The sequence below is a fragment of the Stenotrophomonas rhizophila genome (assembly GCF_007667275.1).
GTDB lineage: Bacteria > Pseudomonadota > Gammaproteobacteria > Xanthomonadales > Xanthomonadaceae > Stenotrophomonas > Stenotrophomonas maltophilia_AE.
Genome location: NZ_VDQT01000001.1, coordinates 902,320 through 928,247 on the forward strand (window position 1 = coordinate 902,320; position 25,928 = coordinate 928,247).

Here is a 25,928-nt window from a genome sequence, read left to right on the forward strand (position 1 = left end):
CTGATGGCAGCGCCGAAGCGCGCGCCGGGTTGGCCATGATCTCCAGGGATACCCCGCCCCGTGCGGCGGCTTGGCCAAGGATGGCCACCCTCTCCTGTCACCGGCTGCGGCCGGTGATGTCCGTTGTTCGATCCGACATTGCAGGTTTTCGTGGACAGCACGCCAATTGGCAGCGGCTCCGCCCGCTTCGGTGGATTCCTCTCCCGCCCCTGGCTGGGCGTCCTGTCGCGCTCGCTGGCCGCCATCGTCGGTGGCTACGCACTGGCCGCGACCTGCGCGATGTTCTTCGCCGTGGCGCTGCCGATCGCACGCGCGCAGGCCGTGCTGACCGGCATGCTGGTGGCGATCGTGCTGTGCGCGTGCGCCGCCCTGTGGGCGTTCGCCACCCGCTCTGCCCTGCGTGCATGGATCGGCATCGGCGTGCCCACCGCGCTGCTCTGGCTGGGCACGCTGGCCATGGGAGCACGCGCATGAAGAACGGATTCCGCCAGTCCATGGCCTGGTTGCATACCTGGACCGGACTGCTGGTTGGCTGGCTGCTGCTGCTGATCTTCATGGCCGGTACCGCCAGCTATTACCGCGAGGAAATCAGCCGCTGGATGCGCCCGGAGCTGCCGCGCAGCAGCGTCGACAACGAGGTTGCCGCCGCGCGCGCCATCGCGTTCCTGCAGCACAAGGCGCCGCAGGCCGAAAGCTGGAACGTGACCCTGCCCGATCCGCGCAACCCGGCCATGCGCATGTTCTGGCGCAATCCCGAGTCGATGGTGAAGCCGCCCGTGGAGGGCGAAAAGCGCCGGCGCGGCGGCGGCCGCTTCGGCGACGCCACGGTGGACCCCGCCAGTGGCGAGGAAGTGGCGGCGCGCGAAACCCGCGGCGGCGATTTCTTCTACCGCCTGCATTTCGACCTGCACTACATCCCGGTGCTGTGGGCGCGTTACCTGGTGGGGTTCTGCGCGATGTTCATGCTGGTGGCGATCATCACCGGGGTGATCACCCACAAGAAGATCTTCAAGGACTTCTTCACGTTCCGGCCCGAAAAGGGGCTGCGATCGTGGCTGGATTTCCACAACGTCAGCGCGGTGATGGCCCTGCCCTACCACGCCATGATCACCTACACCGGCATTGTCACGCTGATGTTCATGTACCTGCCGCAAGGGGTGAGCGTGGCCTATCCCAAGGACGAGGACGCGTTCTTCAGCGAGGCCTTCGCGCGCCTGGCCGATCCCGCCGACCCCGCCGAAGGGCGCGCTGCGGCGCTGCCGATCCAGCAGTTGCTGGACAGCGCGCGGGCCGAATGGAAGGGTGCAGGGGTCAGCGGCTTCACCGTGTTCCATCCCGGCGCGGGCAACGCCGTGATCGACATCTACCAGCGCGACGGCAATCGGTTGTCGATCGACACGCCGTCGCTGCGCTACAGCGCGGTGACCGGTGCGCTGGTGGACACCAGCCCCGTGCCGGGCGGCGCCACCCATACCCGCGGGGTGATGTATGGCCTGCACCTGGCGCGATTCGCCGACTGGGGCCTGCGCGCGCTGTTCTTCCTGTCCGGGCTGGTCGGCTGCCTGATGGTGGCCAGCGGCGTGGTGCTGTGGGCGGTCAAGGAGCGCCCCAAGCACGCCAAGGCCGGCAGGATCGGCTTCGGCCTGCGGCTGGTGGATGCGCTCAACATCGGCGCCGTGGCCGGCCTGCCGATCGCGTTTGCCGCGTACTTCTGGGGTAACCGGTTGCTGCCGCTGGAAATGGCGGAACGCGCCGACGCAGAAGCCAGCGTGTTCTTCTATGCCTGGGGCGCCGCCCTGCTGGCGGCCTTCCTCTGGCCCAAGCGGTTGATGTGGGCCTGGCAGCTTTACCTGGGTGCGGCCTTGTTCGCTCTGATCCCCGTGATCAATGTGCTCACCACCGATGCACATCTGGGCGTAACCCTGCGCACCGGCGACTGGGCGCTGGCCGGGTTCGACCTGGTGATGCTCGCCTTCGGCGCGATGCTGGCGTACTGCGGCCTGCGCATGCAGCGTTGGCAGCCTGCGCTGAGCGCGGCCGAGAAGAAGCGGCGCCAAGCCGCTGCCCTTGCCGCCACCGCGAATACCGCCGAGGCCAGCGCATGATGCTGCTGGCGCTCACATTGAACTTTTCTGCGTTCACCGCACTGTCGCTGGCGATGGAAAAGCACCAGCTCGACCTGCACGGCAAGGCGCACGCCGGCCCCGCGCGCATGCGGCTGTGGCGTTGGCTGGGTTGGACATTGCTGGCGACCGCGTTCGGCATCTGCGTGGCCGACCACGGCTGGGCCGCCGGCCCGGTGCTGTGGCTGGGCGCGATGACGATCAGCGGCCTGCTGATCGCCTTCGGACTGTACCCGTGGCGGCCGCGCTGGATCGCGCCGCTGGCCTGGGCGCTGCCGGTACTGGGGCTGGCCGCAGCCGCGCTCTAGCGCCCGACGCATGCCACGACCAACGGTCGTGGCCTACCGCGACGATCGGTGCCGACCGTTGGTCGGCACGGTGACAGATGGGTAGGTGCCGACCGTTGGTCGGCACGGTGACAGATGGTAGGTGCCGACCGTTGGTCGGCACGCTTCGATCAGGCGCCGTAGCGCCGGAGCTCCCAGGCGCGGTGGATGCGCGGGTTGCGTTCGAAATCCTCGCCGATGGTGTCGGCGGAAATTTCACGGCACTCGGCAAATTCCTTGATCGCTTCTTCGTCCAGCTTGAAGCGGCGGAAGTTGTTGGAGAAATACAGCACCCCTTCCGGGCTCAACCGCGCCACGGCGGCCCGCAGCAGCCGCACATGCTCGCGCTGCACGTCGAAATCCTCGGCGCGGGCGGAGTTGGAGAAGGTCGGCGGATCGCAGAAGATCACGTCGAAACGGTGCCGCTCGGCTTCCAGCCAGGCCAGCGCATCGGCCTGGATCAGCTGGTGCTGGCTGCCGCCCTTGCCGTTCAGTGCCAGGTTGTCGGCACACCACTGCAGGTAGGTGCCGGACAGGTCCACGCTGGTCGTGGACGCCGCACCCGCCACCGCCGCCTGCACGCTGGCCACGCCGGTGTAGCAGAACAGGTTGAGGAAGCGCTTGCCCTGCGCTTCCCTGGCCATGTGCCAGCGCAGCGGGCGGTGGTCCAGGAACAGGCCGGTGTCGAGGTAGTCGAACAGGTTCACCCGCAGCAGCGCGTCGTTCTCGCGCACCAGCACGAACTCGCCACGCTGCTCGAAGCGGCCGTACTTGCTGCCGCCCTTGCCGCGCTCGCGCGACTTCAGCGCCACCTGCTCGGCCGGCACCTGGAACACCTCGCGCGCAGCCGACAGCAGCTCATTGCGGCGACGGCGTACGTCGACGTCGGGGATGGTGGCCGGCGCGGCGTATTCCTGCACGTGCAGGAAGGTGCGGCCGGCGCCGCCATCTTCCTGGTAGACGTCGATGGCCGCGGCGTACTCGGGCAGGTCGGCGTCATACACGCGGTAGCAGGTGACCTGCTCGCGCGCCTTCCAGGTCTTGAACTTGCGGATGTTCTTGCGCAGCCGGTTGGCTACCATCTGCGCGCCCTCGCTGAGTTCGCGCGGCTGGCCTGCGTTCTCACGCTGCGGCACGGCAATGGGATCGCACACGATCAACGCGCACTCGATGGCGCCGTTGAACAGCTGGTACTTCTTGTTCGCGCGCAGGCCGGTGGCGAAGGCCAGTTCGGCGCTGCCGCACAGCAGGCTGGCGCGCCACTGCGGCACCGCGCGCTTGAGCGCATCGCCGAGGCGGCGGTACAGCACCGCGTCGGCTGCCAGGCGTTCGTCATAGGGAGGATTGCACACCACGCAGCCGGTTTCCTGCGGCGGCACCTGCACGTCGGCCACGTCGCGCACGCCGAACCAGATCGCCTCGGCGACACCGGCGGTTTCGGCGTTCTCCTTCGCCGCGCGGATCGCATGCGGGTCGATGTCGCTGCCGTGGATGACCTGCTTGAGCGCGGCGCGCCCGGCCTGCTCGCGGGTGCGCGCGTCGGCCATCAGGGCGTTCCAGGCATCACGATCAAAGCCCAGCCAGCGGCTCGGCGGAATGCTGCCATGGCGCTGCAGGCCCGGGGCCACATCGGCCGCCATCAACGCGCCCTCGATCAGCAGCGTGCCGCTGCCGCACATGGGGTCGAGCAGGCCACCGCCTTCAGCATGGATCTTGGGCCAGTTGGCCCTCATCAGCACCGCCGCGGCCAGGTTCTCCTTCAGCGGGGCTTCGTTCTGCGCCATGCGCCACCCGCGCCGGTGCATCGGACCGCCGCCGAGGTCGATCGAGATCGAGGCACGACCCTTGCGCAGCGACAGGTTGATGCGCACGTCCGGGAACTCGGTGTTCACCGACGGCCGCTCCAGGCCCTGCGCGCGCAGGCTGTCCACCACGCCGTCCTTGACCCGCTGCGCGGCGAAGCGCGCGTGGGTGATCTCGGTACCGGAGACATGCGCGTCCACCGACAGGGTCAGCTCCGGGCTGATGTGCTGGTGCCACGGCATCGACGACACGCCTTGGTACAGCGATCCCTCGTCGGGGCAGTCGAATTCGGCCAGCGGCCACAGCACCCGGCTGGCCAGGCGCGACCACAGCACCACCTTCAGCGCCTGCGGCAGCTCGCCCTCGGCATTGACGCCGGAAATGGTGGCGGTGGCCCGGGGCAGGCCCAGCGCCAGCAGTTCGTCGGCGAGCAGGTACTCCAGGCCCTTGGCGCAGGAAACAAAGAATTTCACGGGATCGGTATCGCAGGTCAGCAGGGAGGGGGTGCCCACGGGCGCCGCAGGCGGCCCGGGCGCAGGCGCCAGACCCCGCATTGTACGTGACCGGGCCGCGCGGCCGCGTAGAGCCGGGCTATGCCCGGCTGTGCCATCGGCCATGGCAATGCAGCGGGGCAGAGCCCCGCTCTACCGGGCAACACGCAGCGGGGCAGAGCCCCGCTCTACGGGAGGGTGGCCAGCAGGGCCTCGAAGGCCTGCGCCGAGGCGTCCACGTGGTTGTTCAGGCGATGGCCGTCATCCACCAGCAGCAGCCGCGCCGAGCGCGCCTGCGCCCACGCGATCACATCGGCGGCGGGAATCAGTTCGTCGTGCCAGGCGTGCACCACGCTGGTCGGCACGCGAGCGGCATCCAGCGCCGGCATCGGTCCCATCCGGGTCGGCGGCACCATCAGGAACAGGCCCCGGGTCGGCACCTGCAGCGAGGCGATGGCCGAGATGTAGGCGCCCAGCGACGAACCTGCCAGCACCACCGGGCCCTTCGCGGCGGCAACGCCGGCGCGCTCGACCAGCCGCTGCAGGCGGGCGCGTACATCGCCGACGCTGCTGACCTCGCGCAGGGCGTCCAGATCGGTGTAGTCGGGGCGTTCGTGGGTCCAGCCCAGGCGCTCGGCGACCTCGGCCAGGGCGGTGACCTTGGTGGCGTCGGGACCGCTTTCAAAGCCATGGGACAGGATGCAGTGGCCGCGGCTCATGCGGCCACCGACCGGAAATCGATGTAAGCGTTCATGCCTGAATGCTAGCATCGGCGCATGCCCGACCGCGCCCCGCCCCGCATCGATTCGCAGCCGCTGCCCTACGTGGCGCAGCTGGGCGAGCGCGCGCCGGCCGACGTCGATCTGGTGGTGATCCACTGCACCGAACTACCCGACCTGGCCATGGCGCGCAGCTACGGCGAACGCGTGCTGTACGACAGTGGCAGCGGCAACAGCGGGCACTATTACATCGACCGCGACGGCAGCATCGTGGAGTACGTGCCGGTGCACCGGATCGCCCACCATGTCAGCGGCTACAACCCGCGCTCGATCGGCATCGAGCTGGTCAACACCGGCCGCTACCCGCACTGGCTGGACTCGCGCCACCAGGCCATGGACGAGCCGTATCCCGACCCGCAGATCGACGCGTTGATCGACCTGCTGCAGCACCTGTGCGCCACCCTGCCCGGCCTGCGCCACATCGCCGGGCATGAAGCGCTGGACACCCGGGAAGAAGTGGCCAGCGACGATCCGGACCGGCGCGTAGCGCGCAAGCGCGACCCGGGCCCGCTGTTCCCGTGGCCCCGGGTGCTGGCGGCGGTGACGCTGAGTCCGCTGCGGGGGTAGAGCGGACTGTCAGTCCGCTGCCGTTGGCGTGCAGCCTGCGGTCGACGCGGAGAGCAGCGGACTGACAGTCCGCTCTACCTGCGCCATTCGTTGACGCCTTGGGTGGCGGCCGATCAGGCGCCGGTCGCGACCGGTCGGCTTGAATCGCTGACCCACCCGCTCCAGGAATCCGGGTAGATCCGCGCACCGTGCAGGCCGGCCACTTCCATGGCCAGCAGCAGGTGGCAGGCGGTCACGCCCGAGCCGCACATCAGCACCACCTGCCGGGGATCGTGCGGGCCGATCAGCGGGCGCAACGCGGCCTGCAGCTCGCCGGCGGAGCGCAACCGGCCGTCATGGACATTCAACGCAAAGGGCCGGTTCACCGCGCCGGGCACATGCCCGGCGACCGGATCGAGCGGCTCTACTTCGCCGCGGAAGCGCTCGCCAGCGCGCGCATCCAACAACCAGCCCGGTGCATGCTTAACGCGCGCAGCTACTTCATCGACCGAGGCGATCTGCTCGGGATCGAAGTGACCGGGGTACGCCGGCAGGGGCGCCACCTCCGGCACGTCGGTGGTCAACGGCAGCCCGGCGGCCTGCCAGGCCGCCACGCCGCCATCGAGGACCGCGACCCGAGTGTGGCCGATCAGCCGCAGCAGCCACCACGCACGCGCGGCGGCCATGCTGCCGTCGCCGCCGTCGTACACCACCACCTGGGTCTGCGGACCAATCCCCCACCGGCCCAGCGTGGCCGCGAACGCGTCACTGTCGGGCAGCGGGTGGCGGCCACGTCCGACCACGTGCATGTCGGCCAGGTCGCGGTTGAGGTCGGCCTGCAGCGCGCCCGGAAGATGGCCCTGCGCGTAAGCCTGCGCACCCGACTGCGGATCGGCCAGCGAAAAACGCGCATCCAGCAGGCGCGGTGCGGCACTGGCGGTGGCGCGCGCGTCCAGCAGGCGGGTGCTGTCGCCGCCCAGCGCGTGGGACAGCGTCGTAACGTCGACCAGGGTGGTCCACGGTTCCAGCTTCGCAGCAGTCATTGGGTTTGCTCCAGGCGACGGCGCAGGTTGTAGAGAATGGCCGCGGTCGCGCCCCAGATGCGCTGCCCGGGCCAGCCGTATTCGAGCACGTGGCGGATCCGCCCGCGGTGGTCGATCTCGACCTGGTGCAGGTTGGCCGGGTCCATCAGGTAATCGAACGGGACTTCGAACACTTCGGCCACTTCGTCCGGCTGCGGCACGGCCACGAAGGCCGGGTCGATCACCGCCACCACCGGCATTACCCGGTAACCGGTGATGGTCACGAACGGGTCCAGGTAGCCCAGCACCTGCACCTGGTCGTGCTGCAGGGCGATTTCTTCGTTGCTTTCGCGGATCGCCGCGGCCACCGCGTCGCGGTCGTCCGGCTCCTGGCGTCCGCCCGGGAAGCCGACCTGGCCGCCGTGCTGGCGCAGGGTATCGGTGCGCCGGGTCAGCAGCACCTGCGCGCCGCTGGCGCGCGGGATGATGCCGGCCAGCACCGCCGCTTCCACGGGCGGGCCTGGCGGCAGCAGGTCGGCCAGCTCGCTGCGGTTCCAGCCATCGCCGGCGGGCGGTGCATCCAGCGGATGCAGGGCGCGCAGCAGGCGTTCGTGGGTTGCCATTGCGCTGCCGAGCGACTGCCGCAATTGTTCGCGCAGCGGCAGCACCTGCCGCATTACATGATCTTGTTCGTGTCGGGTCATGGTCGACCAGCGGGTGATTTCATCCACGCTGCGCAGGCAGCCGCCACACAGGCCGGCGCGGTCGAGCGCGCAGGTTCCGATGCAGGGGCTGGGCATGGCATGGGAGGGGGTTTCCAGGGAATGCACGGGATAACAGTAACGCGAATAAGTGCTTTCCGGCGCCACGTGGGCCGACCAACGGTCGGCGCTACAGGGTCGCAAACAAAAAACGCGCCGATGTTGCCATCGGCGCGTTTTGTTGTTTCCGGTGTTTCTTTATTTGACGCTGACCAGCTTGATTTCGAACTGCACGGCCACGTTCGGCGGGAACGGGGTGCGCGGGTCGGCACCGTAGGCCTGTTCCGGCGGCAGGGTGACTTCCCACTTCGAACCGGCCGGCATCTGCAGCAGGACTTCGCGCATGGCCTTCATTTCGACTTCGCTGACCTTGATCGACGGAATCTGCTGGGCCGGGCGGGCTTCGGTCGGACGCTGGCCGAACGGGTACGGACCGGCCACTTCGAGCTGCACGGTGCTGGCCTGGGTCGGCTTGGCGCCCTTACCGGCTTCGATGATGCGGTACTGCACGCCGCTCGGCAGCGCCTGCACGCCGGCCTTGGCCTTGTTGGCGGTCAGGAACTGGGTGCTCTTGGTCTTGTTTTCGCCTGCAGCCTTTTCGTACTCGGCCTTGGCGGCAGCGGCACGACCCTGCTCACGCTTCTGGAAGGCTTCGACGGCCGGCTTCAGCTGTTCGGCGGTGATGGCGGGCTGCTTCTTGGCGTAGGCATCCTGCAGGCCCTTCACCACCGAGTTGATGTCCAGCTGTTCGCCGCGACCGGTGAGCTCAGCCAGGTTGTTGCCGTAGTCGTAACCGAAGTAATAGCTCAGCTTGCCCTTTTCGGACGAAGTGTCCTGGGCGAAGGCATTGCCCGTCAAGGCCAGGGCCGCGACGGCGACCGCGATAGAACGCAACTTCATCAAACGTTTCTCCAGGGGTGGTAACTCAGGACGCATTGGGCCGCCCTGAGGCGACGGGTTAGGATAGCCGCCGCAACGTTGAACCGCCACTAACGACGGAGGCTTTGACCTGCTTTCGTTTCCAGAGTTCAAAATCACTTTTTTTTAACGTTTTACCAGGAGTTTCCGCCGTGGCCGACGCGCCCCTGACCGTTGACGACGATGGTGCCATCCCGGCGCCCGGGGTCAACCTCCCCATGGTTCAGGGAGGTGACGTCGGCGGACCCACGCCGGCGCGCCTGCTGCGCCTGGTACTGGCGGATGATCTCGACGCCGCGCTGGCAGCCGGCCTGATGGACTACGTGCCCGGCCCGGGCGACGACGCCCTGCTGCCCGGCCACCCGGACCTGCCCGCCCGCCTGCTGCAGGCCCAGCAGCAGCTGCACCGCGCCTGGGCCGCGCGTGACCGTTACCGCCAGCGCGCGCAGCGGCTTGCGCGCCGCGCGGCCGAACGCGATGCGCGGCGCGCGCCGCCGGCCCCCACTCCCGATCTGAAGCCGGCCCTGCCGCCTGCGGCTGCGGCGATTCTTGCGCGCGCCAAAGCCAGGGCTGCTGGAAAGCCTTCCTGATGACCCCTGTTGCAAAGGCCGCTCCGCGCAGCGCGCGCATGCCCAAGGCCGACGTCGTTGAAATGTTCACGCGGTTGCGCGAACTCAATCCGCATCCGAAGACCGAACTGGAGTACAGCTCACCGTTCGAACTGCTGGTCGCCGTGGCGCTGTCCGCGCAGGCCACCGACGTGGGGGTCAACAAGGCCACGCGCAAACTGTTCCCGGTCGCCAATACGCCGCAGGCGATCCTGGCGCTCGGCGAAGAGGGCCTGAAGAAATACATCGCCACCATCGGCCTGTTCAACGCCAAGGCGAAGAATGTGATCGCTACGTGCCGGCTGCTGGTCGAGCAGCATGGCGGTGAGGTACCGCGCGACCGCGCAGCGCTGGAGGCGTTGCCCGGGGTCGGTCGCAAGACCGCGAACGTGGTGCTCAACACGGCCTTCGGAGAGCCGGTGATGGCGGTGGACACGCACATCTTCCGCGTCGCCAACCGCACCGGCCTGGCGCCCGGCAAGGACGTGCGCGCCGTCGAGGACCTGCTGGTCAAGGTAATTCCGGGCGAGTTCCTGCTCGACGCGCATCATTGGCTGATCCTGCACGGTCGCTATGTGTGCAAGGCGCGCAGGCCGGACTGCCCGCAGTGCGTGATCCGCGACCTGTGCCGCTTCAAACAGAAGACCGTCGCCTGAGCCACGTCGGCCACTGCCATCTGCGCGCAACCGGGCAGTCATCTGTTTCGGGCAGTTTTGGCAACCCCAGCAACAGCTTGCCCCGGGGCCGGGGCTGCTTTGCCTGAAACTGTCATATTTACGCAATCTTCACTTATTAGCCTGCGCAGCATCTTCCCACCTGCCTGCAAGGCTCCTTTCCATGAAACTGCATCGCCAACTCCTCACTGCGGCCGTGGCTGCTGCGCTGTTCGTGCCGGCCGCCCACGCTGAAGTGGCCATCGACGTGATCGGCGGCTCGGAGATCACCTTCGAAGGCCTGGTCCAGGCCGACGGCAACTGGTTCGACAACGATGTGACCGATCTCAATGGCGGCGATGCCGCCAACGGCAAGGACAGCGAATTCGAACTGCGCCGCGCCGAGCTGGTGCTGAAGGGCAAGGGCCCGGGCAACGTGGAATGGGTGGTCGGCTACGACGCCAAGGCCGACAAGTTCCTGGACACCAACGTCAAGTACAAGCTGGCCGGCAACGCCAACCACTTCGTGCAGCTGGGCCAGTTCAAGCAGCCCAACAGCCTGGAAGAGCTGTCCAGCACCAAGAACAACGACTTCATCTCCAAGGCCGCGGTCACCAACACCTACGCGGTCGCCCGCCGCCTGGGTGGCGCGTACAGCTTCGGCGACAACAACTGGTCGGTCACCGCCAGCGCGTTCGGTCGCGAACTGACCCGCAACCTGGCCCACGGCAGCGGCTATGGCGCGCGCGGCACCTGGGCGCCGATCAATGAGAAGGGCCAGGTCCTGCACTTCGGCCTGAGCTACGTCGACTACGACACCGACGCCGACACCCTGCGCGTGCGCGCCCGTCCGAACGCCGACCTGGCCACCGCGCGCCTGGTCGACAGCGGCAACATGACCGACACCGACCGGGTCAAGACCATCGGCGCCGAAGCGATGTACATCGGCGGTCCGTTCAAGGCCCAGGCCGAGTACTACACCAGCGAAGCCAAGCGCATGACGCGCGACAACTACACCAGCGACGGCTTCTACGTCAGCGGCCTGTGGAACATCACCGGTGAAAGCTGGGGCTACAAGAGCGGCGTGCCGACCACCGGCCTGCCGGACGAGCCGGGCCGCGGCATGTGGCAGCTGGGTGCGCGTTACGACTCGATGAACCTGGACGACGGTCATCTCAACGCCAACCCGGTTGCCGGTCGCCCGCCGATCGTGGACGGCGTGCTGGGTGGCAAGATGGACATCTGGACCGTGGGCGTGAACTACTACTGGCGCTCCAACACCAAGTTCGCGCTGAACTACGTGATGGTCGACAGCAAGAAGTACAGCTCGGCCAGCCGTACCTTCGTCAACGACGACCCGAACATCCTGGAAGCCCGCCTGCAGTTCTTCTGGTAAGTCTCGCGGCACCGGTTTGATCGAGAGAGGGCGCAGCTTGGGCTGCGCCCTTTTTTGGTTCCATTTCCATGCGTTACCGGGCGTTGAACATTTCACGGCGGTCGTCTGTCGACCGACCCTACCGGGCCCACCTGCGGACCGTAGAGCCACGCCCTGCGTGGCTGCACCCACCGACCAACCAGACCCCGCGCGTCCGTAGAGCCACGCCCTGCGTGGCTGGACCCACCGACCATCTAAGCTCCGCCCGCTCCCATAGAGCCACGCCCTGCGTGGCTGCAACCACCCGCCATCCATGTCATGCGGCCGTCATATGACAGACGTCGCGCTGTCATTGAACCGTTATGGAATAGGCACCGGGCGGGAAACCCCGCACCACCATCCATCCCAGGAGCCACCCGTGATCCACGCCTTCAAGTCGCGCGCCGCCGTTGCCGTCCTCGCCGCGTCGTCCGTGTTCGCCGCCAATGCCGCCGATGTGACCGGCGCGGGCGCATCGTTCATCTACCCGGTCATGTCCAAGTGGTCGGCCGATTACAACGCCGCCACCGGCAAGAAGGTCAATTACCAGTCGATCGGCTCGGGCGGCGGCATCGCCCAGATCAAGGCCAAGACGGTTGACTTCGGCTCCTCCGACGCCCCGCTGAAGCCGGAAGAGCTGGCCACGGCCGGCTTGGCGCAGTTCCCGTCGGTGATCGGCGGCGTGGTGCCGGTGGTCAACGTTCCGGGCATCACCCCGGGGCAGCTGAAGCTGGACGGCCCGACCCTGGCCAACATCTTCCTCGGCAAGACCAAGACCTGGAACGATCCGGCGATTGCCGCCCTGAACCCGGGCGTCGCCCTGCCGAACCAGAAGATCACCATCGTGCACCGCTCCGACGGCTCGGGCACCACCTTCAACTTCGTCAACTACCTGTCCAAGGTCAGCCCGGACTGGAAAAGCAAGGTCGGTGAAGGCACCTCGGTCCAGTGGCCGGCCGGCATCGGCGGCAAGGGCAACGAAGGCGTGGCCGCCTACGTGAAGCAGATCAAGGGCGGCATCGGCTACGTCGAACTGTCCTACGCGCTGCAGAACAAGCTGGCCTACACCGCGATGAAGAACGCGTCGGGCAAGGTCGTGCAGCCGAGCGACGCATCGTTCTCCGCCGCTGCCGCCAGCGCCGACTGGGCGAACGCCAAGGACTTCTACCTGGTCATGACCAATGCCCCGGGTGCCGAAGCATGGCCGATCACCGCCACCAACTTCATCCTGGTGCAGAAGCAGCCGAAGAACGCGGCCGGCGCCAAGTCCGCCCAGGAATTCTTCCGCTGGATCTACAAGAACGGTGACGCCCAGGCCAAGCAGCTGGACTACGTGCCGCTGCCGGACGCCCTGGTCAAGCAGATCGAGACCTACTGGTCGCAGAACCTGAAATATTGATCGTGGTGCGTCACGACCAACGGTCGTGACCTACCCCGGTATTGGTGCATCACGACCAATGGTCGTGACCTACCCCGGTATTGGTGCATCACGACCAATGGTCGTGACCTACCCGGTAGGTACCGACCGTTGGTCGGTACACAACGAAGCAACGGTGTCGCCAGGTCCTCTCTCCCCCTGGCGGCACCAGCGGCGCGGATCGAAAGGTCCGCGCTTTTTTTTTTAGAGGCGTGGGGCAATGGCTTCGATCGACTTCGCTGCGAGCGTGGGGAGCCCCGCCGCGGCCGGCAGGCCCCTGTGCAAATGTCCCCCGGCGTCGGCCTGCGGCCGCCCCCTCCTCCTTTACTTTGCCAGGAGCCTGCCGTCCGCGACGGGGCAGGTCTTCCGGCACGCGCAAGCTAAAGCCGAAGCACGTGGCAACGCCGGTGGATCGAGTGCCGGGGCGGCATACCCTTGGAGGCGAAGTAAAGGAGGAGGTGTCGGCCTACGGCCGACGCCGGGGGACATTCGCCGGAAAGGGTGTGCCGCCCCGGCACTCGATCCACCGGCAGCCGCTGTAGATCCCCCGCCAGCCCTTGCCCCACGGGCCTCCGGCGTGCCTCCGGTCACAGCGTCATCAAGCTGTAACAAAAACATCATTTCATAGCAGCGTCAGCCGGCGAGCCCGGCACCCCATCCCGCTACGGAGTGACGCATGAAACTGCATTCGGCCGGCTTCGCCGCCCTTTCCCTGGCCATCGCGCTGGGCCTGTCCGCCTGCAAGCCGGCCGCCGAAGGCCAGGCTACCGCCCCGGCAGAAGGCGCTCCCGCCGCAGCCCCGGCCGCCGGCGACAAGCTGACCGCCGAAATTTCCGGCGCCGGCGCCTCCTTCATCTTCCCGCTGGTGTCCAAGTGGTCGGCCGACTACAACGCCGCCACCGGCGCCAAGGTCAATTACCAGTCGATCGGCTCGGGCGGCGGTATCGCCCAGATCAAGGCCGGCACGGTCGATTTCGGTTCATCCGACAAGCCGCTGTCCAGCGAAGAGCTGGCCCAGGCCGGCCTGGGCCAGTTCCCGTCGGCAATCGGCGGCGTGGTCCCGGTGGTCAACATCGACGGCCTGGAAGCCGGCAAGCTGCGCCTGAGCGGCCCGCTGCTGGCCGACATCTTCCTGGGCAAGATCAAGACCTGGAACGACCCGGCCATCCTCGCCGCCAACCCGGGCGTGAAGCTGCCCGACGGCAAGATCACCCTGGTCCACCGTTCGGACGGCTCGGGCACCACCTTCAACTTCTCCAACTACCTGTCCAAGGTCAGCCCGGACTGGAAGAGCAAGGTCGGTGAAGGCACCTCGGTGCAGTGGCCGGACGGCGTGGGTGGCAAGGGCAACGAAGGCGTGGCCTCGTACGTGAAGCAGATCAAGGGCTCGATCGGCTACGTCGAACTGGCCTACGCGCTGCAGAACGGCATGCCGTACGCGTCCATGCAGAACGCCGCCGGCAACTGGGTGCTGCCGACCGCCGACACCTTCGCCGCCGCGGCCGCCAGCGCCGACTGGGCCAGCGCCAAGGACTTCAACCTGGTCATCACCAACGCCCCGGGCGACCAGGCGTGGCCGATCACCGCCACCAATTTCATGATGATGCACAAGCAGCCCAAGGATGCCCAGCGCAGCAAGGACACCCTCGCGTTCTTCAAGTGGGCCTTCGAAAGCGGCCAGGCCCAGGCCAACGAACTGCACTACGTGCCGCTGCCGGCCGAGCTGGTGAAGCAGATCGAAGGCTACTGGACCGCTGAATTCAAGTAACAGCTCCGGGCCCGCGTCCAACGCGGGCCCGGCACACCCCACATCCTCCTCGGGCCCCAGCCTTTCCCATGAATGCCATCGCCCAGCCTGTACCGGCACCCTCCACGCGCGACCTGCGTGATGCACGCAACGACAAACTGTTCCGATGGGTGCTGATCGCCACCGTTGTCCTGGTGCTGGTCGCCCTGGCCTGCGCTGCGCTCTCGATGCTGTGGGGCGGCCGCCATGCCCTGCAGGAGCAGGGCCTGAGCTTCTTCTATTCCTCCGACTGGAATCCGGTCGAAAACAAGTTCGGTGCACTGGCCCCGATCTACGGCACCCTGGTCACCGCGGTGATCGCAATGATCATCGCCGTGCCAGTGAGCTTCGGCATTGCCTTCTTCCTCACCGAAGTGGCGCCGCGCTGGATGCGTGGCCCGGTCGGTACCGCCATCGAACTGCTGGCCGGCATTCCCTCGATCATCTACGGCATGTGGGGCCTGTTCGTGCTGGTGCCGGTGATGACCGAGTACGTCACCCCCACCCTCAACGAAACCCTGGGCGAGTGGCCGATCATCGGCCCGCTGTTCCAGGGCCCGCCGCTCGGCATCGGCGTACTCACCGCTGGCTTCGTGCTGGCGATCATGGTCATTCCGTTCATCTCATCGGTGATGCGCGAAGTGTTCCTGACCGTCCCTACCCGCCTGAAGGAATCGGCCTACGCGCTGGGTTCGACCAAGTGGGAAGTGAGCTGGGACATCGTGCTGCCCTACACCCGCTCGGCGGTGATCGGCGGCATCTTCCTCGGCCTCGGCCGTGCGCTCGGTGAAACCATGGCGGTGGCGTTCGTGATCGGCAACAGCGTGCGCCTGTCGCCATCGCTGCTGGAGCCGGGCACGACCATTGCCGCACTGATCGCCAACGACTTCGGCGAAGCGACTGAAACCTATCGCTCGGCACTGCTGCTGCTTGGCTTCGTGCTGTTCATCGTGACCTTCGTGGTGCTGGCAATCGCCCGCCTGATGCTGATGCGCCTGTCCCGCAAGGAGGGCAACTGATGTCCACCGCCGTCGCTTCCAATCCGCAGCCGCTCTACCTGCGCCGCCGCATCGTCAACATCACCGCCCTGCTGCTGTCGTGCCTGACCGCGCTGTTCGGCCTGTTCTTCCTCGGCTGGATCCTGCTCACCCTGGCGTCCAAGGGCCTGGCCGGGATCAACCTGGACCTGTTCACCCGGATGACCCCGCCGCCCATGCAGGAAGGCGGCCTGGCCAATGCCTTCTTCGGCAGCGCGGTGATGTGTGCGATGGCGATCGCCATCGGCACCCCGCTGGGCGTGCTGGCCGGCACCTGGCTGGCCGAGTACGGCAACTTCCGCAAGGCAGGCACGGTGGTGCGCTTCGTCAACGACATCCTGCTCTCGGCCCCGTCGATCGTGCTCGGCCTGTTCGTCTACACCCTGTACGTGATGCAGACCGGCGGGCAGTTCTCGGCCTTTGCCGGTGCGCTGTCGCTGGCCTTCATCGTGCTGCCGGTGGTGGTGCGCACCACCGACGAAATGCTGCGCCTGGTGCCCTCGCAGATGCGTGAAGCAGCGCTGTCGCTCGGTATCCCGCAGTGGAAAGTGACCGTGCAGGTGCTGTACCGCAGCGCCGCCGCCGGCATCATCACCGGCATCCTGCTGGCCCTGGCCCGCATCTCCGGCGAAACCGCCCCGCTGCTATTCACCGCCTTCGGCAACCAGTACTGGAACAGCAACGTGTTCCAGCCGATGGCCAGCGTGCCGGTGGTGATGAACCAGTTCGCCGGCAGCCCGTACGAATCCTGGCAGACGCTGGCCTGGGCCGGCGCGCTGGTGCTGACCCTGTTCGTGCTGCTGGTCAGCCTCTCCGCGCGCGGCATCCTGCTGCGCAACCGCATCTCCCATGACTGATCTTTCCGCGGATATCGCCATGAACGACCTCACCAATGCCGTGCCGATGCAGCGCATCGCGGTGCCGACCTCGCACCAATCGCTGGGCAACCCGGCGCCGACCAAGCTTGCCGCCCGCGGACTGGACTTCTACTACGACAAGTTCCATGCGCTGAAGAACATCAACCTGGAGATTCCGGAAAAGCGCGTCACCGCGCTGATCGGGCCCTCCGGTTGCGGCAAGTCGACCCTGCTGCGCGTCTTCAACCGCATCTACGCGCTGTACCCCAAGCTGGAAGCCCGCGGCGAAGTGCTGCTGGACGGCGAGAACATCCTCGCGCCCAAGTACCCGATGAACCGCCTGCGCAGCAAGGTCGGCATGGTATTCCAGAAGCCGGTGCCGTTCCCGATGACCATCTTCGAGAACGTGGCCTACGGCATCCGCCACCACGAAAAGCTGTCCAAGGCGGACATGAACGACCGCGTCGAGCACGCCCTGCGCCAGGGCGCGCTGTGGGACGAGGTCAAGGACAAGCTCAACCAGAGCGCGTTGGGCCTGTCCGGCGGCCAGCAGCAGCGCCTGTGCATCGCCCGTGCCGTGGCGCTGCGCCCGGACGTGCTGCTGCTCGACGAGCCGACCTCGGCGCTGGACCCGATCTCCACCAGCCGCATCGAACAGCTGGTCGAAGAGCTCAAGCACGATTACACCATCGTGATCGTCACCCACAACATGCAGCAGGCCGCGCGCGTGTCCGACTACACCGCCTTCATGTACCTGGGCGACCTGATCGAACACGACCGCACCGAAGTGATCTTCTCGCAGCCGAACAAGCAGCAGACCGAGGATTACATCACCGGGCGGTTCGGGTAAGCCTTTACCGCCGTTTCGCCAGGCATTGCAGCCAGGCAGGGCCTGGCTCTACCGCAACCATCCAGCCGGGCAGTGTCCGGCTTTACGGGAACCGTCATGAACATTCCGAACGACCACATCGTCAAGAGCTACGACGAAGAACAGCAGCGGCTGGTGGCCGAGATCGTGCGCATGGGCGAAATGTCCGTGGCGCAGCTGGAAGCGGCGCTGGACGTGATCGAACGCCGCGACGACAGCGCCGCGCAGCGCATCATTGCCAACGACGAAGCGATCGACAGCCTTGAACAGCAGATCAGCCATGACGTCATGCGCCTGGCGCTGCGCGGGCCGATGGCGCGCGACCTGCGCGAGATCCTGGCCGGCCTGCGCATTCCGGCCGACATCGAGCGCATCGGCGACTACGCGGCCAACGTGGCCAAGCGCTCCATCGCGCTCAGCAAGGTGCCGCCGCTGCCGCAGATCCAGGGCCTGCGCGCCCTGGGTCGCCTGGCCGCGCAGCAGGTGCGCCGCGCCATCGAGGCTTACCGCGACAACGACGCCGATGCCGCGCTCGCCCTGCGCGACGACGATGCCCGCCTGGACGCGCAGTACACCGCGTTGTTCCGCGAGCTGCTGACCTACATGATGGAAGACCCGCGCAACATCACCCCGTGCACCCACCTGCTGTTCATGGCCAAGAACCTGGAGCGGGTCGGCGACCACGCCACCAACATCGCCGAGAACGTGTGGTTCCTGGTGCATGGCGAGCAGGCGCTGCCGCCGCGCGAGAAGCGCGACGAGACCAGCACCGAACAGCTGTAGCAAGCGGGCAGCGGGCGTTACACGCCGTTACAGGCCGATACCGCGTATCGGCCTTTTTTAATTCCCTATTCAGCAAAAAAATCCCACTCTGGACATGCGTTCCACCCCACCGCTCCAGAGGGTTCATACCATGAAACGTCTCATCGCCGCCACGCTGTCGTTGACCCTGCTCGCCGCCACCGGTTCGGCCTTCGCGGCCCCGCCCCGCCATGATGACCGCGACCACCGCGACCGCCATGACCAGCGCGATGACCGCAACCATGGCCCGTCGCGTGGGCATGATCGCCACGATCCGCCGCGTCGCGGCGGCCACCTCGCCAAGGACCACCGCGGCGCCTACGTGAGCGACTACAGACGCCACGGCCTGCATGCGCCCAAGCGCGGCCAGCAGTGGCGCAAGGTAGATGACCGCTATGTGTTGATCGCGGTGGCCAGCGGCCTGATCGCGGACGTGGTGCTCAACGCGCGTTAAGCCATCCGCGACACGCAATAACCTTCGACGCGCCGGGACCTCCCGGCGCGTCTGCGTTTCGGGGCAGCCCCGGGATCGTCGCCCGCTGTCGCGAACAACCCAAGCTGTCGCGGACGCACCGTTTGCACTGAATCGGCCCTGTCTCGAACCGGCCACTCGCGCATCCTTCCTGCCCTGGCCGCGCTCTTATCCTGTGCCACGTTGAACAGGATCGCCGCACCGCATGCAGAGCCTCTGCCAGACCGAACTTGCCGCCGCCCACGGCGGCGACCGCGCCGCGCTGGACCGCGTGCTGCGGCATTCGCGCCAGCACCTGCGCCGCTATGCCGAGTACCACTGCGTCATCAACGACGTTGAAGATGCGGTCCAGGAAAGCCTGATCACGGTGTCGCGGCGGCTGTGCGACCTGCGCCTGGTCGAGTGCTTCACCTCGTGGGCGTTCCGCATCGTCAAGCGCGAATGCAACCGGCTCAAGCGAGCGCGCTGCCAGTGGCGGCACGAGGAACTGCGTGAGGAAATCCTGCCGCCCGCCCGGCGCGACAACCTGGACCTGCGCCGCGACTGCGCCGCCGCGCTGGAATCGCTGCCCGCGCACTACCGCGAGGTGATCCTGCTGCGCGACCTGGAAGGGCTGTCCATCGCCGAAATGGCCGCGCAGCTGTCCACCACCCCCGAAACCATCAAGGCCCGGCTGCACCGCGCCCGCGTCATGGCGCGCGAATACCTGGCCTGATGTTCCCCGCGTGCCGGCAATCCGGCATGCTTCCCTGGCTGCACCCTGCCCCCCTCGGGCATTACTAGGAGCTTCTCCATGACCCTGTCCACCAAACACGCTTCCCTGCTGGCCTGCGCCGCGCTCGCCGGCGGCCTCGGCCTGGCCGGTACCGCATCGGCCCTGTCGATGACCGACCTGGCGCAAGGCTACGCACTGGCAGCGCAGGCCGCGCCCAAGGCCGATGCCAAGGCCGCGGAAGGCAAGTGTGGCGAAGGCAAATGTGGCGCCGATAAAGCCAAGCCGCACGCCACCGACAAGAAGGCCGCCGAAGGCAAGTGCGGTGAAGGCAAGTGCGGTGCCGACAAGGCCACGGCCAAGCCGGCGGCGAAGAAGCCTGCCGAGGGCAAGTGCGGCGAAGGCAAGTGCGGTGCCGGGCACTGACCTGCGCAGCGGCGTGAACCCGAATCCGCCGTCGCTGCCGGCGACGGCGGTGGGTCTTGGCCTGCGCCGCGGCCTGCTCGATGACCTCGAGCAGGCGCTGCCCGGCGATGTCGACTTCCTCGAGTGCGCGCCGGAGAACTGGATCGGGCTCGGCGGCGTGCTGGGCGAACGGCTGCGCGGGCTCAGCGCGCGCTATCCGCTGACCTGCCACGGCTTGTCGCTGTCGCTCGGCGGCAGTGCGCCGCTGGACCTGGCCTTCGTCGACCAGGTCCGGCGCTTCCTCGACACCCACCACGTCGCCCTGTACAGCGAACACCTCAGTTACTGCAGCGACGACGGGCACCTGTACGACCTGCTGCCGCTGCCGTTCACCGACGAAGCGGTGCGGCACGCGTCCAGTCGCATCCGCCAGGTGCAGGACCGGCTGGGGCGCCGCATCGCAGTCGAGAATGTGTCGACCTACCTCACCCCGCACGCGGCGATGAGCGAACTGGCCTTCACCCGTGCGGTACTGGACGAGGCCGACTGCGACCTGCTGCTGGACGTGAACAACGTCTACGTCAACGCCGGCAACCACGGTTACGATCCGGTCGCCTTCATCGATGGCCTGCCGGCCGCGCGCATCGTGTGCCTGCACGTGGCCGGCCACCACGACGAGGCCGACGGTCTCAGGATCGATACGCACGGCAGCGCGGTGATCGATCCGGTGTGGGCGCTGCTGGCGCATGCGCGGAACCGGTTCGGTCCGCGACCGGCACTGCTTGAACGCGATTTCAACCTGCCGCCGTTTGCCGAGCTGCGCGGGGAACTGCAGCAGATGCGGCGCATCCTGGCCGGCCAACCGTTGCTGCCGGGAGCGGCGGCATGAGCGCCACGCTGCGCGACCAGCAATGGGCGTTGACCGGCCACCTGCGCAACCCGGACAGCGCGCCGGCGCCGGCCGGCCTGGACGCGCGCCGGCTGCAGGTTTACCGCGACCTGCTGTTCAACAACCTGCAGTCCCTGCTTGGCGGCAGTTTCCCGGTCCTGCTGCAGGTGCTGGACGACGCCGAATGGCAGGCCCTGTGCCGGCGATACTTCATCGAGCACCGCTGCGTGTCACCGCTGTTCACCGAGGTCGCCGGCGAGTTCGTGCAGTGGCTGCGGGACCAGCCCGCGCTGCCACGGCCGTTCCTGGCCGAACTGGCGCACTACGAATGGGTGGAACTGGCGCTTCAGGCCAGCGATGGCCGACCGCTGCCACCGGCGGAGACGGCGTGCGATCCGTGGCAGGTGCCGCTGCAGCGCTCGGCGCTGGCCTGGCCGTTGCGCTATCGGTGGCCGGTGCAGCAGATCGGCGCCGCATACCAGCCCAGCGACCCTCCACCGGAGCCCACCTGCCTGATGGCGCGCCGGGTGCCCGACGGCAGCATCGTGTTTTCGCAGCTCAGCGCCCTGGCCTGGGCGTTGCTGGTGCAGGTGGGCGAGGCGCCGGCGCGTCGCGGTGCCGTGCATCTGCAGCAGCTGGCGCACGCGCATGGCCTGGACCCCGCCGCGCTTGAAGCGCCCGGGCACGCCCTGCTGGCGCAGTTGCTGGCCACGGCGGTGATAGGCCCGGCAGGGTTGCCCACTGCCCGCTGAACCGCGTGGCCGGCGTGCGCATCCGCGGCGGCGGGCAGGCCCTCCCTAGCGCATCGTCCCTGATTCCGGAGTTTCCGATGCGCCTGCCCTTCCCTGCCACTGCCCTGCGCGACCGCCTGGACGGTCTCGGCCGCTGGCTCGCCCCGCTTGGCCTGCGCCTGCTGCTGGCGTGGGAGTACATCGAATCCGGCCGCGAGAAGTGGCGCGGCGTGAACTGGTTCGACAGCGTGCAGGCCGACTTCCCGCTGCCGCTGCGCTGGCTGCCGTCGGCACTGAACTGGCACGCCGCGACCTGGCTGGAACTGCTGGGCGGGGCCTGCCTGCTGCTGGGCGTGGCCACCCGCGCCAGTGCCGCGCTGCTGATCGGGCTGACCGTGGTGGCCACGGCGGCCGTGCACTGGCCGGCGCAGTGGGACACGCTGGCCGCGCTGGCCGAGGGCTACGCGATCAGCGACCGCGGCCAGGGCAACTACAAACTGCCGCTGCTGTTCGTTGCGATGCTGCTGCCCCTGCTGCTGCAGGGTGGCGGCCGCCTGAGCGTGGATGCGTGGCTGGCCCGGCGCCATCCCGCCGCGCGCGCGCATTCCGATGCGCTGGCCTGGGGCGGATTCGCACTGGCAGCGGCGGTACCGCTGGGCTGGCTGCTGCCGGGGCCGGCGCTGGCACTGGCGGCGCTGGGTGCGGCTTTGCTGGCCGCGGCGGCATGGCAGCGCTGCCATGGGGCGGTCGGACCGCTCTGGTAGACTGCGGCGATGACTGACGACCTCCCCCAGGCTGCTGCCCCCGCGGCCCCAGCAGACGTGCCCTCTGCTGCACAGCGCATCATGGCGACCCGCTTCCGTGGCTTCCTGCCGGTGGTGGTGGACGTGGAAACCGGGGGCTTCGACTGCAACCGCAACGCGTTGCTGGAGATCGCCGCGGTACCGATCGAGATGGACGACAACGGCCTGCTCTTCCCCGGGCAGACCGCCAGCGCGCACGTGATCCCGGCCGAGGGCCTGGAGATCGATCCGAAGTCGCTGGAGATCACCGGCATCATCCTCGACCACCCGTTCCGCCTGGCCAAGAGCGAAAAGGACGCGCTGGACCACATCTTCGTACCGGTGCGCGCGGCGATGAAGAAGTACGGCTGCCAGCGCGCGATCCTGGTCGGGCACAACGCGCACTTCGACCTGGGCTTCGTCAATGCGGCGGTGAACCGGGTCGGACACAAGCGCAACCCGTTCCATCCGTTCAGCGTGTTCGACACGGTGACCATGGCCGGCATCGCCTACGGGCAGACCGTGCTGGCCCGCGCGGCCACGGCGGCGGGGTTGGGCTGGGATGCGGAAGAAGCGCACAGCGCGGTGTATGACACCGAACAGACCGCGAAGCTGTTCTGCACGATCGCCAACGCGTGGCCCCGCCCCTGATCAACCGATCGCGGTGCGGTCGCGGCCTTCGCTCTTGGCCCGGTACAGCGCGCGGTCGGCGCGCTGGTAGAGCAGCATCGGGGTACGGTCGGCCGCATCCAGTTCGACCAGGCCGGCGCTGAAGGTCACCTGCAGGCCGGGTACGCCGGCCCAGTCCGGATGGTCATGGAACAGCCCGCGCAGGCGCGCGCAGACCTGCGCCGCTTCGGCCAGGCGGGTGTCATTGAGCAGCAGGGTGAATTCCTCGCCGCCGGTACGCGCCGGCATGTCCGAATCGCGGCACGCCGAGGCGATTACCCGCGCCACTTCCACCAGCACCACGTCGCCCACGCTGTGGCTGTGGCGGTCGTTCACTTCCTTGAAGTGGTCGATGTCCAGCACCACCAGGCACAGCGGGTGGCCGCTGCGCTGGGAACGGGCGAAGTCGCGCGCCAGCGCCTCGTCGAACGCACGGCGGTTGGGCAGGCCGGTCAGCGCGTCTTCGCGTGCCTGGCGTTCGAACTGCTCGGCCTGCACCGCCAGGCGCTCGGCGAGCAGGGTCTTCTCTTCGTTCAGCGCCTGCAGGCTGGCGGTCTGCGCCTGCAGGTCGCGGGTGGCCGCATCGACGCGGCGTGCCAGGCGCACGTTGCTGGCCTTGTAGCGTTTGATCAGGTATCGGTACAGCGCCACCAGCCCGGCCAGCAGCAGCAGGCCACCGATGAACTGCACGCTGCGCCGCTGCCACAGGAACGGCTCGACCGTGAACGCCCAGGTGGCTTCGCTGCCACTCCAGGTGCCCCCGGGATGCGCAGCCGCAACATGCAGGGTGTAATCCCCCGGCGGCAGGCCGATGAATTCGACGTTGCGCTGCTGGCCACGCTCGATCCAGCTGGCGTCCAGCCCGTCCAGCCGGGTGCGGTAGCGGATCCGCTCGGACATGAGGTAGCTCAGCCCGACGTAGTTGATGGTGATGCGGCGGCCGCCGGGCAACCGGTTGTGGTTGCTGCCCTGCCAATGCAGCGGCACCCCGTCGACCAGCACGTTCTCTATGGCCGCAGGCGGCGCCAGGCGTTCGCGGAACCGCTGCAGGCGCAGTGGGTCGACGGTGCTCAGCCCGCCGGCGGTGACCACCCAGAAGGTGCCGTCATTGCGCAGGATCGCCGACGGGCCGGAGCTGCCGTTGGCCTGCGAGTTGGCCATGCCGTCGATCTCGTTGTACCGGTCGACCTCGACGCCCCGCCTGCGTCCGTCAGCAACATCGTTGAGCAACGCCATGTCGGTGCGCAGGATGCCGCGATTGGAACTGATCCATACATTGCCGATGCGGTCGGGCACCAGCTGGAACACGGTATCCACCGGCATGCCCTGCTCCAGGCCTACCCGCGCCAGTTGGCCGTCACGGTAGCGGTACAGGCCGCGGTCACTGCTGATCCACATCGCATCGCCGATGTGCTGGAAGCCGAACACGCTGCGCCCGCCGCCGAGCGGGGCCAGGTCGACCGCCTCCACGCGGTTGCCGCGCAACACACGGATGCCTTCGATGGTGCCTATCCAGAGGTCGCCGGCGTCGTCATGCGCCAGGGCGGTGATCAGCCCGGTCGGCAGGCCGGCAATGCCGGGCACGGTGACGCCGTTGGCGTCCAGCCGCGCCACGCCTTTCTGGGTGCCGGCCCACACCGCGCCGTCGCGGTCCACGCTCATCGCGCGGATGTTCCCGCCCGGCAGGCCGTCTTCCGCGCCGTACCGGCGCAGCATGCGGCCCTGCCCGTCCAGGCGCAGGATGCCATCGCCGAACGTGCCCACCCACAGCGCGTTGTCATGGTCCTGGGCCAGGCTCAGCACGGAGGGCGTCTTGCCGCCGCTGTTGCGCAGTGCGACCGGGTGGAACCGGCCCTGGCTGTCGCGGCGGTCCAGGCCGCTGGCACTGCCCACCCACAACTGGCGGCTGCGGTCTTCCAGTACGGTGCGTACGTAGGCGCCGCTGAGCCCATCGTGTTCGGTGAAGCTGCTGAACAACGTCTCGCGCAGCCGGTACAGCCCGCCATTGGCGCCCACCCAGATGCTGCCCTCGGCGTCCTCGCGCAGGCTGACCACGCGCCCGCCCGGCAACGACAGCCCGGTGGGCAGGCGTTCCAGGCCATGCCGGGAAAGCCGCAGCAGGCCCTGGCTCTCGGTGCCCAGCCACAGGTCGCCGTGGCGGTCCTGCAGCATCGAAGTGATGTGCATGCCGGTGGCCTGCCGGTGCTGCAGCTGCGGCACGCCATCCTGCATGCGGTAGATGCGCTCGCCGGCGACGATCCACAGCACGCCATCCGGGGCCCGGTATGGCCAGACCAGGCCGCGGCCCAGGCCCCAGCTTTCCGGTGCGCGGCGCAGCACGCCGTCGGTGCCGCGCACCACCAGGCCATCCAGGGTGCCGACCCAGACCCGGTCCTGCGCGTCCACCACCAGTTTGGTGAAGCTCATCGCCATCGGCACACCCGGCGGGGGTGGCTGGTACTCGAACTTCCCGTCGCGGGTCACGCTGCCGATGCCGTTGCCTTCGTACAGCAGCCAGAGCCGCCCATGGCTGTCCATCTGCATGGCCTGGATCAGCACCTGCGGCGCCGGCGGCTGGTGCGGGAACACCTGCCAGCGCCCGTCGGCGGTGCGGCGGGTGACGTTGCCGCGCGAATCGCTGATCCACAGGCCGCCGTCACGGTCCACGAAAAGCGCCCCCACGCCGTTGTCGCGCAGGCCGGGTCGGGTACTGCGGTCGAACACGGTGAAATCCAGCCCGTTGTAGCGCACCAGGCCTTCCCAGGTGGCGAACCACAGGTGCCCTTCCGGGGTCTGCGCGATGTCGCGCAGCGAGTTGTGCGGCAGCCCGTTGCGCGAGGTCCAGACATCGATGGCGTAATCGCGCAGCGGCGGCGGGCCATCCTGCGCGGCGAGCGTCGCCGGCAGCCCGGACAACAGGCACAGCAACAGCAGCGCCTGGCAAAGGCGCTGGAGGGTCACTGCTGCTTGTGCCGGCCGCCACCGGGTCCAGCCTCCCCCTTGCCTCATCCGCAAGGATCCGACAGGGAGCTGGAAAGGAAGCCGGCCAGATCGGACG

At 68.1% G+C, this 25,928-nt stretch carries 26 protein-coding genes; 20 read left to right on the forward strand and 6 right to left on the reverse strand.

Features of this window, described 5'->3' with window-relative positions:
• Positions 1-150: 150 nt before the first annotated feature.
• From FSZ13_RS03910 to FSZ13_RS03920, 3 genes are read left to right on the forward strand one after another with little or no spacing between them, the layout of a single operon-like run.
• Positions 151-474, forward strand: a complete 324-nt coding sequence (locus tag FSZ13_RS03910; RefSeq protein ID WP_428999964.1) for a DUF3649 domain-containing protein — start codon at positions 151-153, stop codon at positions 472-474.
• Positions 471-2,105 carry a PepSY-associated TM helix domain-containing protein gene (locus FSZ13_RS03915; RefSeq protein WP_145478090.1) on the forward strand — a complete coding sequence of 545 codons (1,635 nt, stop codon included), beginning with the start codon at positions 471-473 and terminating at the stop codon, positions 2,103-2,105. Before FSZ13_RS03910 ends, FSZ13_RS03915 begins: the two co-directional genes overlap by 4 nt.
• Positions 2,102-2,431, forward strand: coding sequence for a DUF3325 domain-containing protein (locus FSZ13_RS03920; RefSeq protein WP_145478091.1), 330 nt, complete (start codon positions 2,102-2,104; stop codon positions 2,429-2,431). Before FSZ13_RS03915 ends, FSZ13_RS03920 begins: the two co-directional genes overlap by 4 nt.
• 149 nt (positions 2,432-2,580) lie before the next feature.
• Here the strand turns inward: FSZ13_RS03920 and rlmKL are convergent, their stop codons facing one another.
• Both rlmKL and FSZ13_RS03930 read right to left on the reverse strand, forming a co-directional pair.
• Positions 2,581-4,725, reverse strand: coding sequence for a bifunctional 23S rRNA (guanine(2069)-N(7))-methyltransferase RlmK/23S rRNA (guanine(2445)-N(2))-methyltransferase RlmL (gene rlmKL, locus FSZ13_RS03925; protein WP_145478092.1), 2,145 nt, complete (start codon positions 4,723-4,725; stop codon positions 2,581-2,583).
• A gap of 206 nt (positions 4,726-4,931) precedes the next feature.
• A complete protein-coding gene (locus FSZ13_RS03930; RefSeq protein WP_145478093.1) occupies positions 4,932-5,462 on the reverse strand; it encodes a hypothetical protein in 531 nt (176 codons plus the stop codon).
• Positions 5,463-5,519: 57 nt separating this feature from the next.
• On the opposite strand from FSZ13_RS03930, the gene FSZ13_RS03935 reads away from it, so the two are divergent.
• Positions 5,520-6,089, forward strand: coding sequence for an N-acetylmuramoyl-L-alanine amidase (locus FSZ13_RS03935; RefSeq protein WP_145478094.1), 570 nt, complete (start codon positions 5,520-5,522; stop codon positions 6,087-6,089).
• Between the two features lie 113 nt (positions 6,090-6,202).
• Here FSZ13_RS03935 and FSZ13_RS03940 read toward each other — a convergent pair whose 3' ends face one another.
• The 3 genes from FSZ13_RS03940 to FSZ13_RS03950 form a co-directional block, all read right to left on the reverse strand.
• Positions 6,203-7,111, reverse strand: a complete 909-nt coding sequence (locus tag FSZ13_RS03940) for a sulfurtransferase (RefSeq protein ID WP_145478095.1) — start codon at positions 7,109-7,111, stop codon at positions 6,203-6,205.
• The gene (locus FSZ13_RS03945; protein ID WP_145478096.1) at positions 7,108-7,890 is read right to left on the reverse strand and encodes a CoA pyrophosphatase; all 783 of its coding nucleotides are present in this window, start codon (positions 7,888-7,890) and stop codon (positions 7,108-7,110) included. Before FSZ13_RS03945 ends, FSZ13_RS03940 begins: the two co-directional genes overlap by 4 nt.
• Positions 7,891-8,049: 159 nt before the next feature.
• Positions 8,050-8,751: an FKBP-type peptidyl-prolyl cis-trans isomerase N-terminal domain-containing protein gene (locus FSZ13_RS03950; protein WP_145478097.1), complete on the reverse strand. Its 702-nt coding sequence runs from the start codon at positions 8,749-8,751 to the stop codon at positions 8,050-8,052.
• A 236-nt stretch (positions 8,752-8,987) separates the two neighbouring features.
• On the opposite strand from FSZ13_RS03950, the gene FSZ13_RS03955 reads away from it, so the two are divergent.
• The 16 genes from FSZ13_RS03955 (at position 8,988) to rnt (ending at position 22,852) form a co-directional block, all read left to right on the forward strand.
• The gene (locus tag FSZ13_RS03955; RefSeq protein WP_145478537.1) at positions 8,988-9,359 is read left to right on the forward strand and encodes a hypothetical protein; all 372 of its coding nucleotides are present in this window, start codon (positions 8,988-8,990) and stop codon (positions 9,357-9,359) included.
• On the forward strand, positions 9,359-10,033 hold the full coding sequence (gene nth, locus FSZ13_RS03960; RefSeq protein WP_145478098.1) for an endonuclease III: 675 nt from the start codon (positions 9,359-9,361) through the stop codon (positions 10,031-10,033). The genes FSZ13_RS03955 and nth overlap by 1 nt, the downstream gene beginning before the upstream one ends.
• A gap of 181 nt (positions 10,034-10,214) precedes the next feature.
• Positions 10,215-11,426, forward strand: coding sequence for an OprO/OprP family phosphate-selective porin (locus FSZ13_RS03965; protein ID WP_186308831.1), 1,212 nt, complete (start codon positions 10,215-10,217; stop codon positions 11,424-11,426).
• 397 nt (positions 11,427-11,823) lie between these two features.
• Complete coding sequence (gene pstS, locus FSZ13_RS03970; RefSeq protein ID WP_145478099.1) at positions 11,824-12,843, forward strand: phosphate ABC transporter substrate-binding protein PstS; 1,020 nt, start codon at positions 11,824-11,826, stop codon at positions 12,841-12,843.
• A 694-nt stretch (positions 12,844-13,537) separates the two neighbouring features.
• The gene (pstS, locus tag FSZ13_RS03975) at positions 13,538-14,629 is read left to right on the forward strand and encodes a phosphate ABC transporter substrate-binding protein PstS (RefSeq protein ID WP_145478100.1); all 1,092 of its coding nucleotides are present in this window, start codon (positions 13,538-13,540) and stop codon (positions 14,627-14,629) included.
• A 68-nt stretch (positions 14,630-14,697) separates the two neighbouring features.
• Complete coding sequence (pstC, locus tag FSZ13_RS03980; RefSeq protein WP_145478101.1) at positions 14,698-15,666, forward strand: phosphate ABC transporter permease subunit PstC; 969 nt, start codon at positions 14,698-14,700, stop codon at positions 15,664-15,666.
• Positions 15,666-16,541: a phosphate ABC transporter permease PstA gene (pstA, locus tag FSZ13_RS03985; RefSeq protein ID WP_145478102.1), complete on the forward strand. Its 876-nt coding sequence runs from the start codon at positions 15,666-15,668 to the stop codon at positions 16,539-16,541. Before pstC ends, pstA begins: the two co-directional genes overlap by 1 nt.
• Before the next feature lie 19 nt (positions 16,542-16,560).
• Positions 16,561-17,391: a phosphate ABC transporter ATP-binding protein PstB gene (gene pstB / locus FSZ13_RS03990; RefSeq protein WP_145478539.1), complete on the forward strand. Its 831-nt coding sequence runs from the start codon at positions 16,561-16,563 to the stop codon at positions 17,389-17,391.
• A 96-nt stretch (positions 17,392-17,487) separates the two neighbouring features.
• Complete coding sequence (gene phoU, locus FSZ13_RS03995) at positions 17,488-18,192, forward strand: phosphate signaling complex protein PhoU (protein ID WP_145478103.1); 705 nt, start codon at positions 17,488-17,490, stop codon at positions 18,190-18,192.
• Positions 18,193-18,322: 130 nt separating this feature from the next.
• Positions 18,323-18,664 carry an RcnB family protein gene (locus FSZ13_RS04000; RefSeq protein ID WP_145478104.1) on the forward strand — a complete coding sequence of 114 codons (342 nt, stop codon included), beginning with the start codon at positions 18,323-18,325 and terminating at the stop codon, positions 18,662-18,664.
• A gap of 223 nt (positions 18,665-18,887) precedes the next feature.
• A complete protein-coding gene (locus FSZ13_RS04005) occupies positions 18,888-19,397 on the forward strand; it encodes an RNA polymerase sigma factor (protein ID WP_145478105.1) in 510 nt (169 codons plus the stop codon).
• 78 nt (positions 19,398-19,475) lie between these two features.
• Positions 19,476-19,820 (forward strand): HvfA family oxazolone/thioamide-modified RiPP metallophore, encoded by a 345-nt coding sequence (locus FSZ13_RS18705; RefSeq protein WP_260844077.1) that lies wholly within the window; start codon positions 19,476-19,478, stop codon positions 19,818-19,820.
• On the forward strand, positions 19,807-20,688 hold the full coding sequence (locus FSZ13_RS04010) for an HvfB family MNIO-type RiPP peptide maturase (protein WP_260844078.1): 882 nt from the start codon (positions 19,807-19,809) through the stop codon (positions 20,686-20,688). Before FSZ13_RS18705 ends, FSZ13_RS04010 begins: the two co-directional genes overlap by 14 nt.
• Positions 20,685-21,440 (forward strand): HvfC family RiPP maturation protein, encoded by a 756-nt coding sequence (locus FSZ13_RS04015; protein WP_145478107.1) that lies wholly within the window; start codon positions 20,685-20,687, stop codon positions 21,438-21,440. Before FSZ13_RS04010 ends, FSZ13_RS04015 begins: the two co-directional genes overlap by 4 nt.
• Positions 21,441-21,517: 77 nt before the next feature.
• Positions 21,518-22,183: an HvfX family Cu-binding RiPP maturation protein gene (locus tag FSZ13_RS04020; protein WP_145478108.1), complete on the forward strand. Its 666-nt coding sequence runs from the start codon at positions 21,518-21,520 to the stop codon at positions 22,181-22,183.
• Between the two features lie 81 nt (positions 22,184-22,264).
• On the forward strand, positions 22,265-22,852 hold the full coding sequence (rnt, locus tag FSZ13_RS04025; protein WP_145478109.1) for a ribonuclease T: 588 nt from the start codon (positions 22,265-22,267) through the stop codon (positions 22,850-22,852).
• Here rnt and FSZ13_RS04030 read toward each other — a convergent pair whose 3' ends face one another.
• Positions 22,853-25,879: a ligand-binding sensor domain-containing diguanylate cyclase gene (locus FSZ13_RS04030; RefSeq protein WP_145478110.1), complete on the reverse strand. Its 3,027-nt coding sequence runs from the start codon at positions 25,877-25,879 to the stop codon at positions 22,853-22,855.
• Between the last annotated feature and the right edge of the window lie 49 nt (positions 25,880-25,928).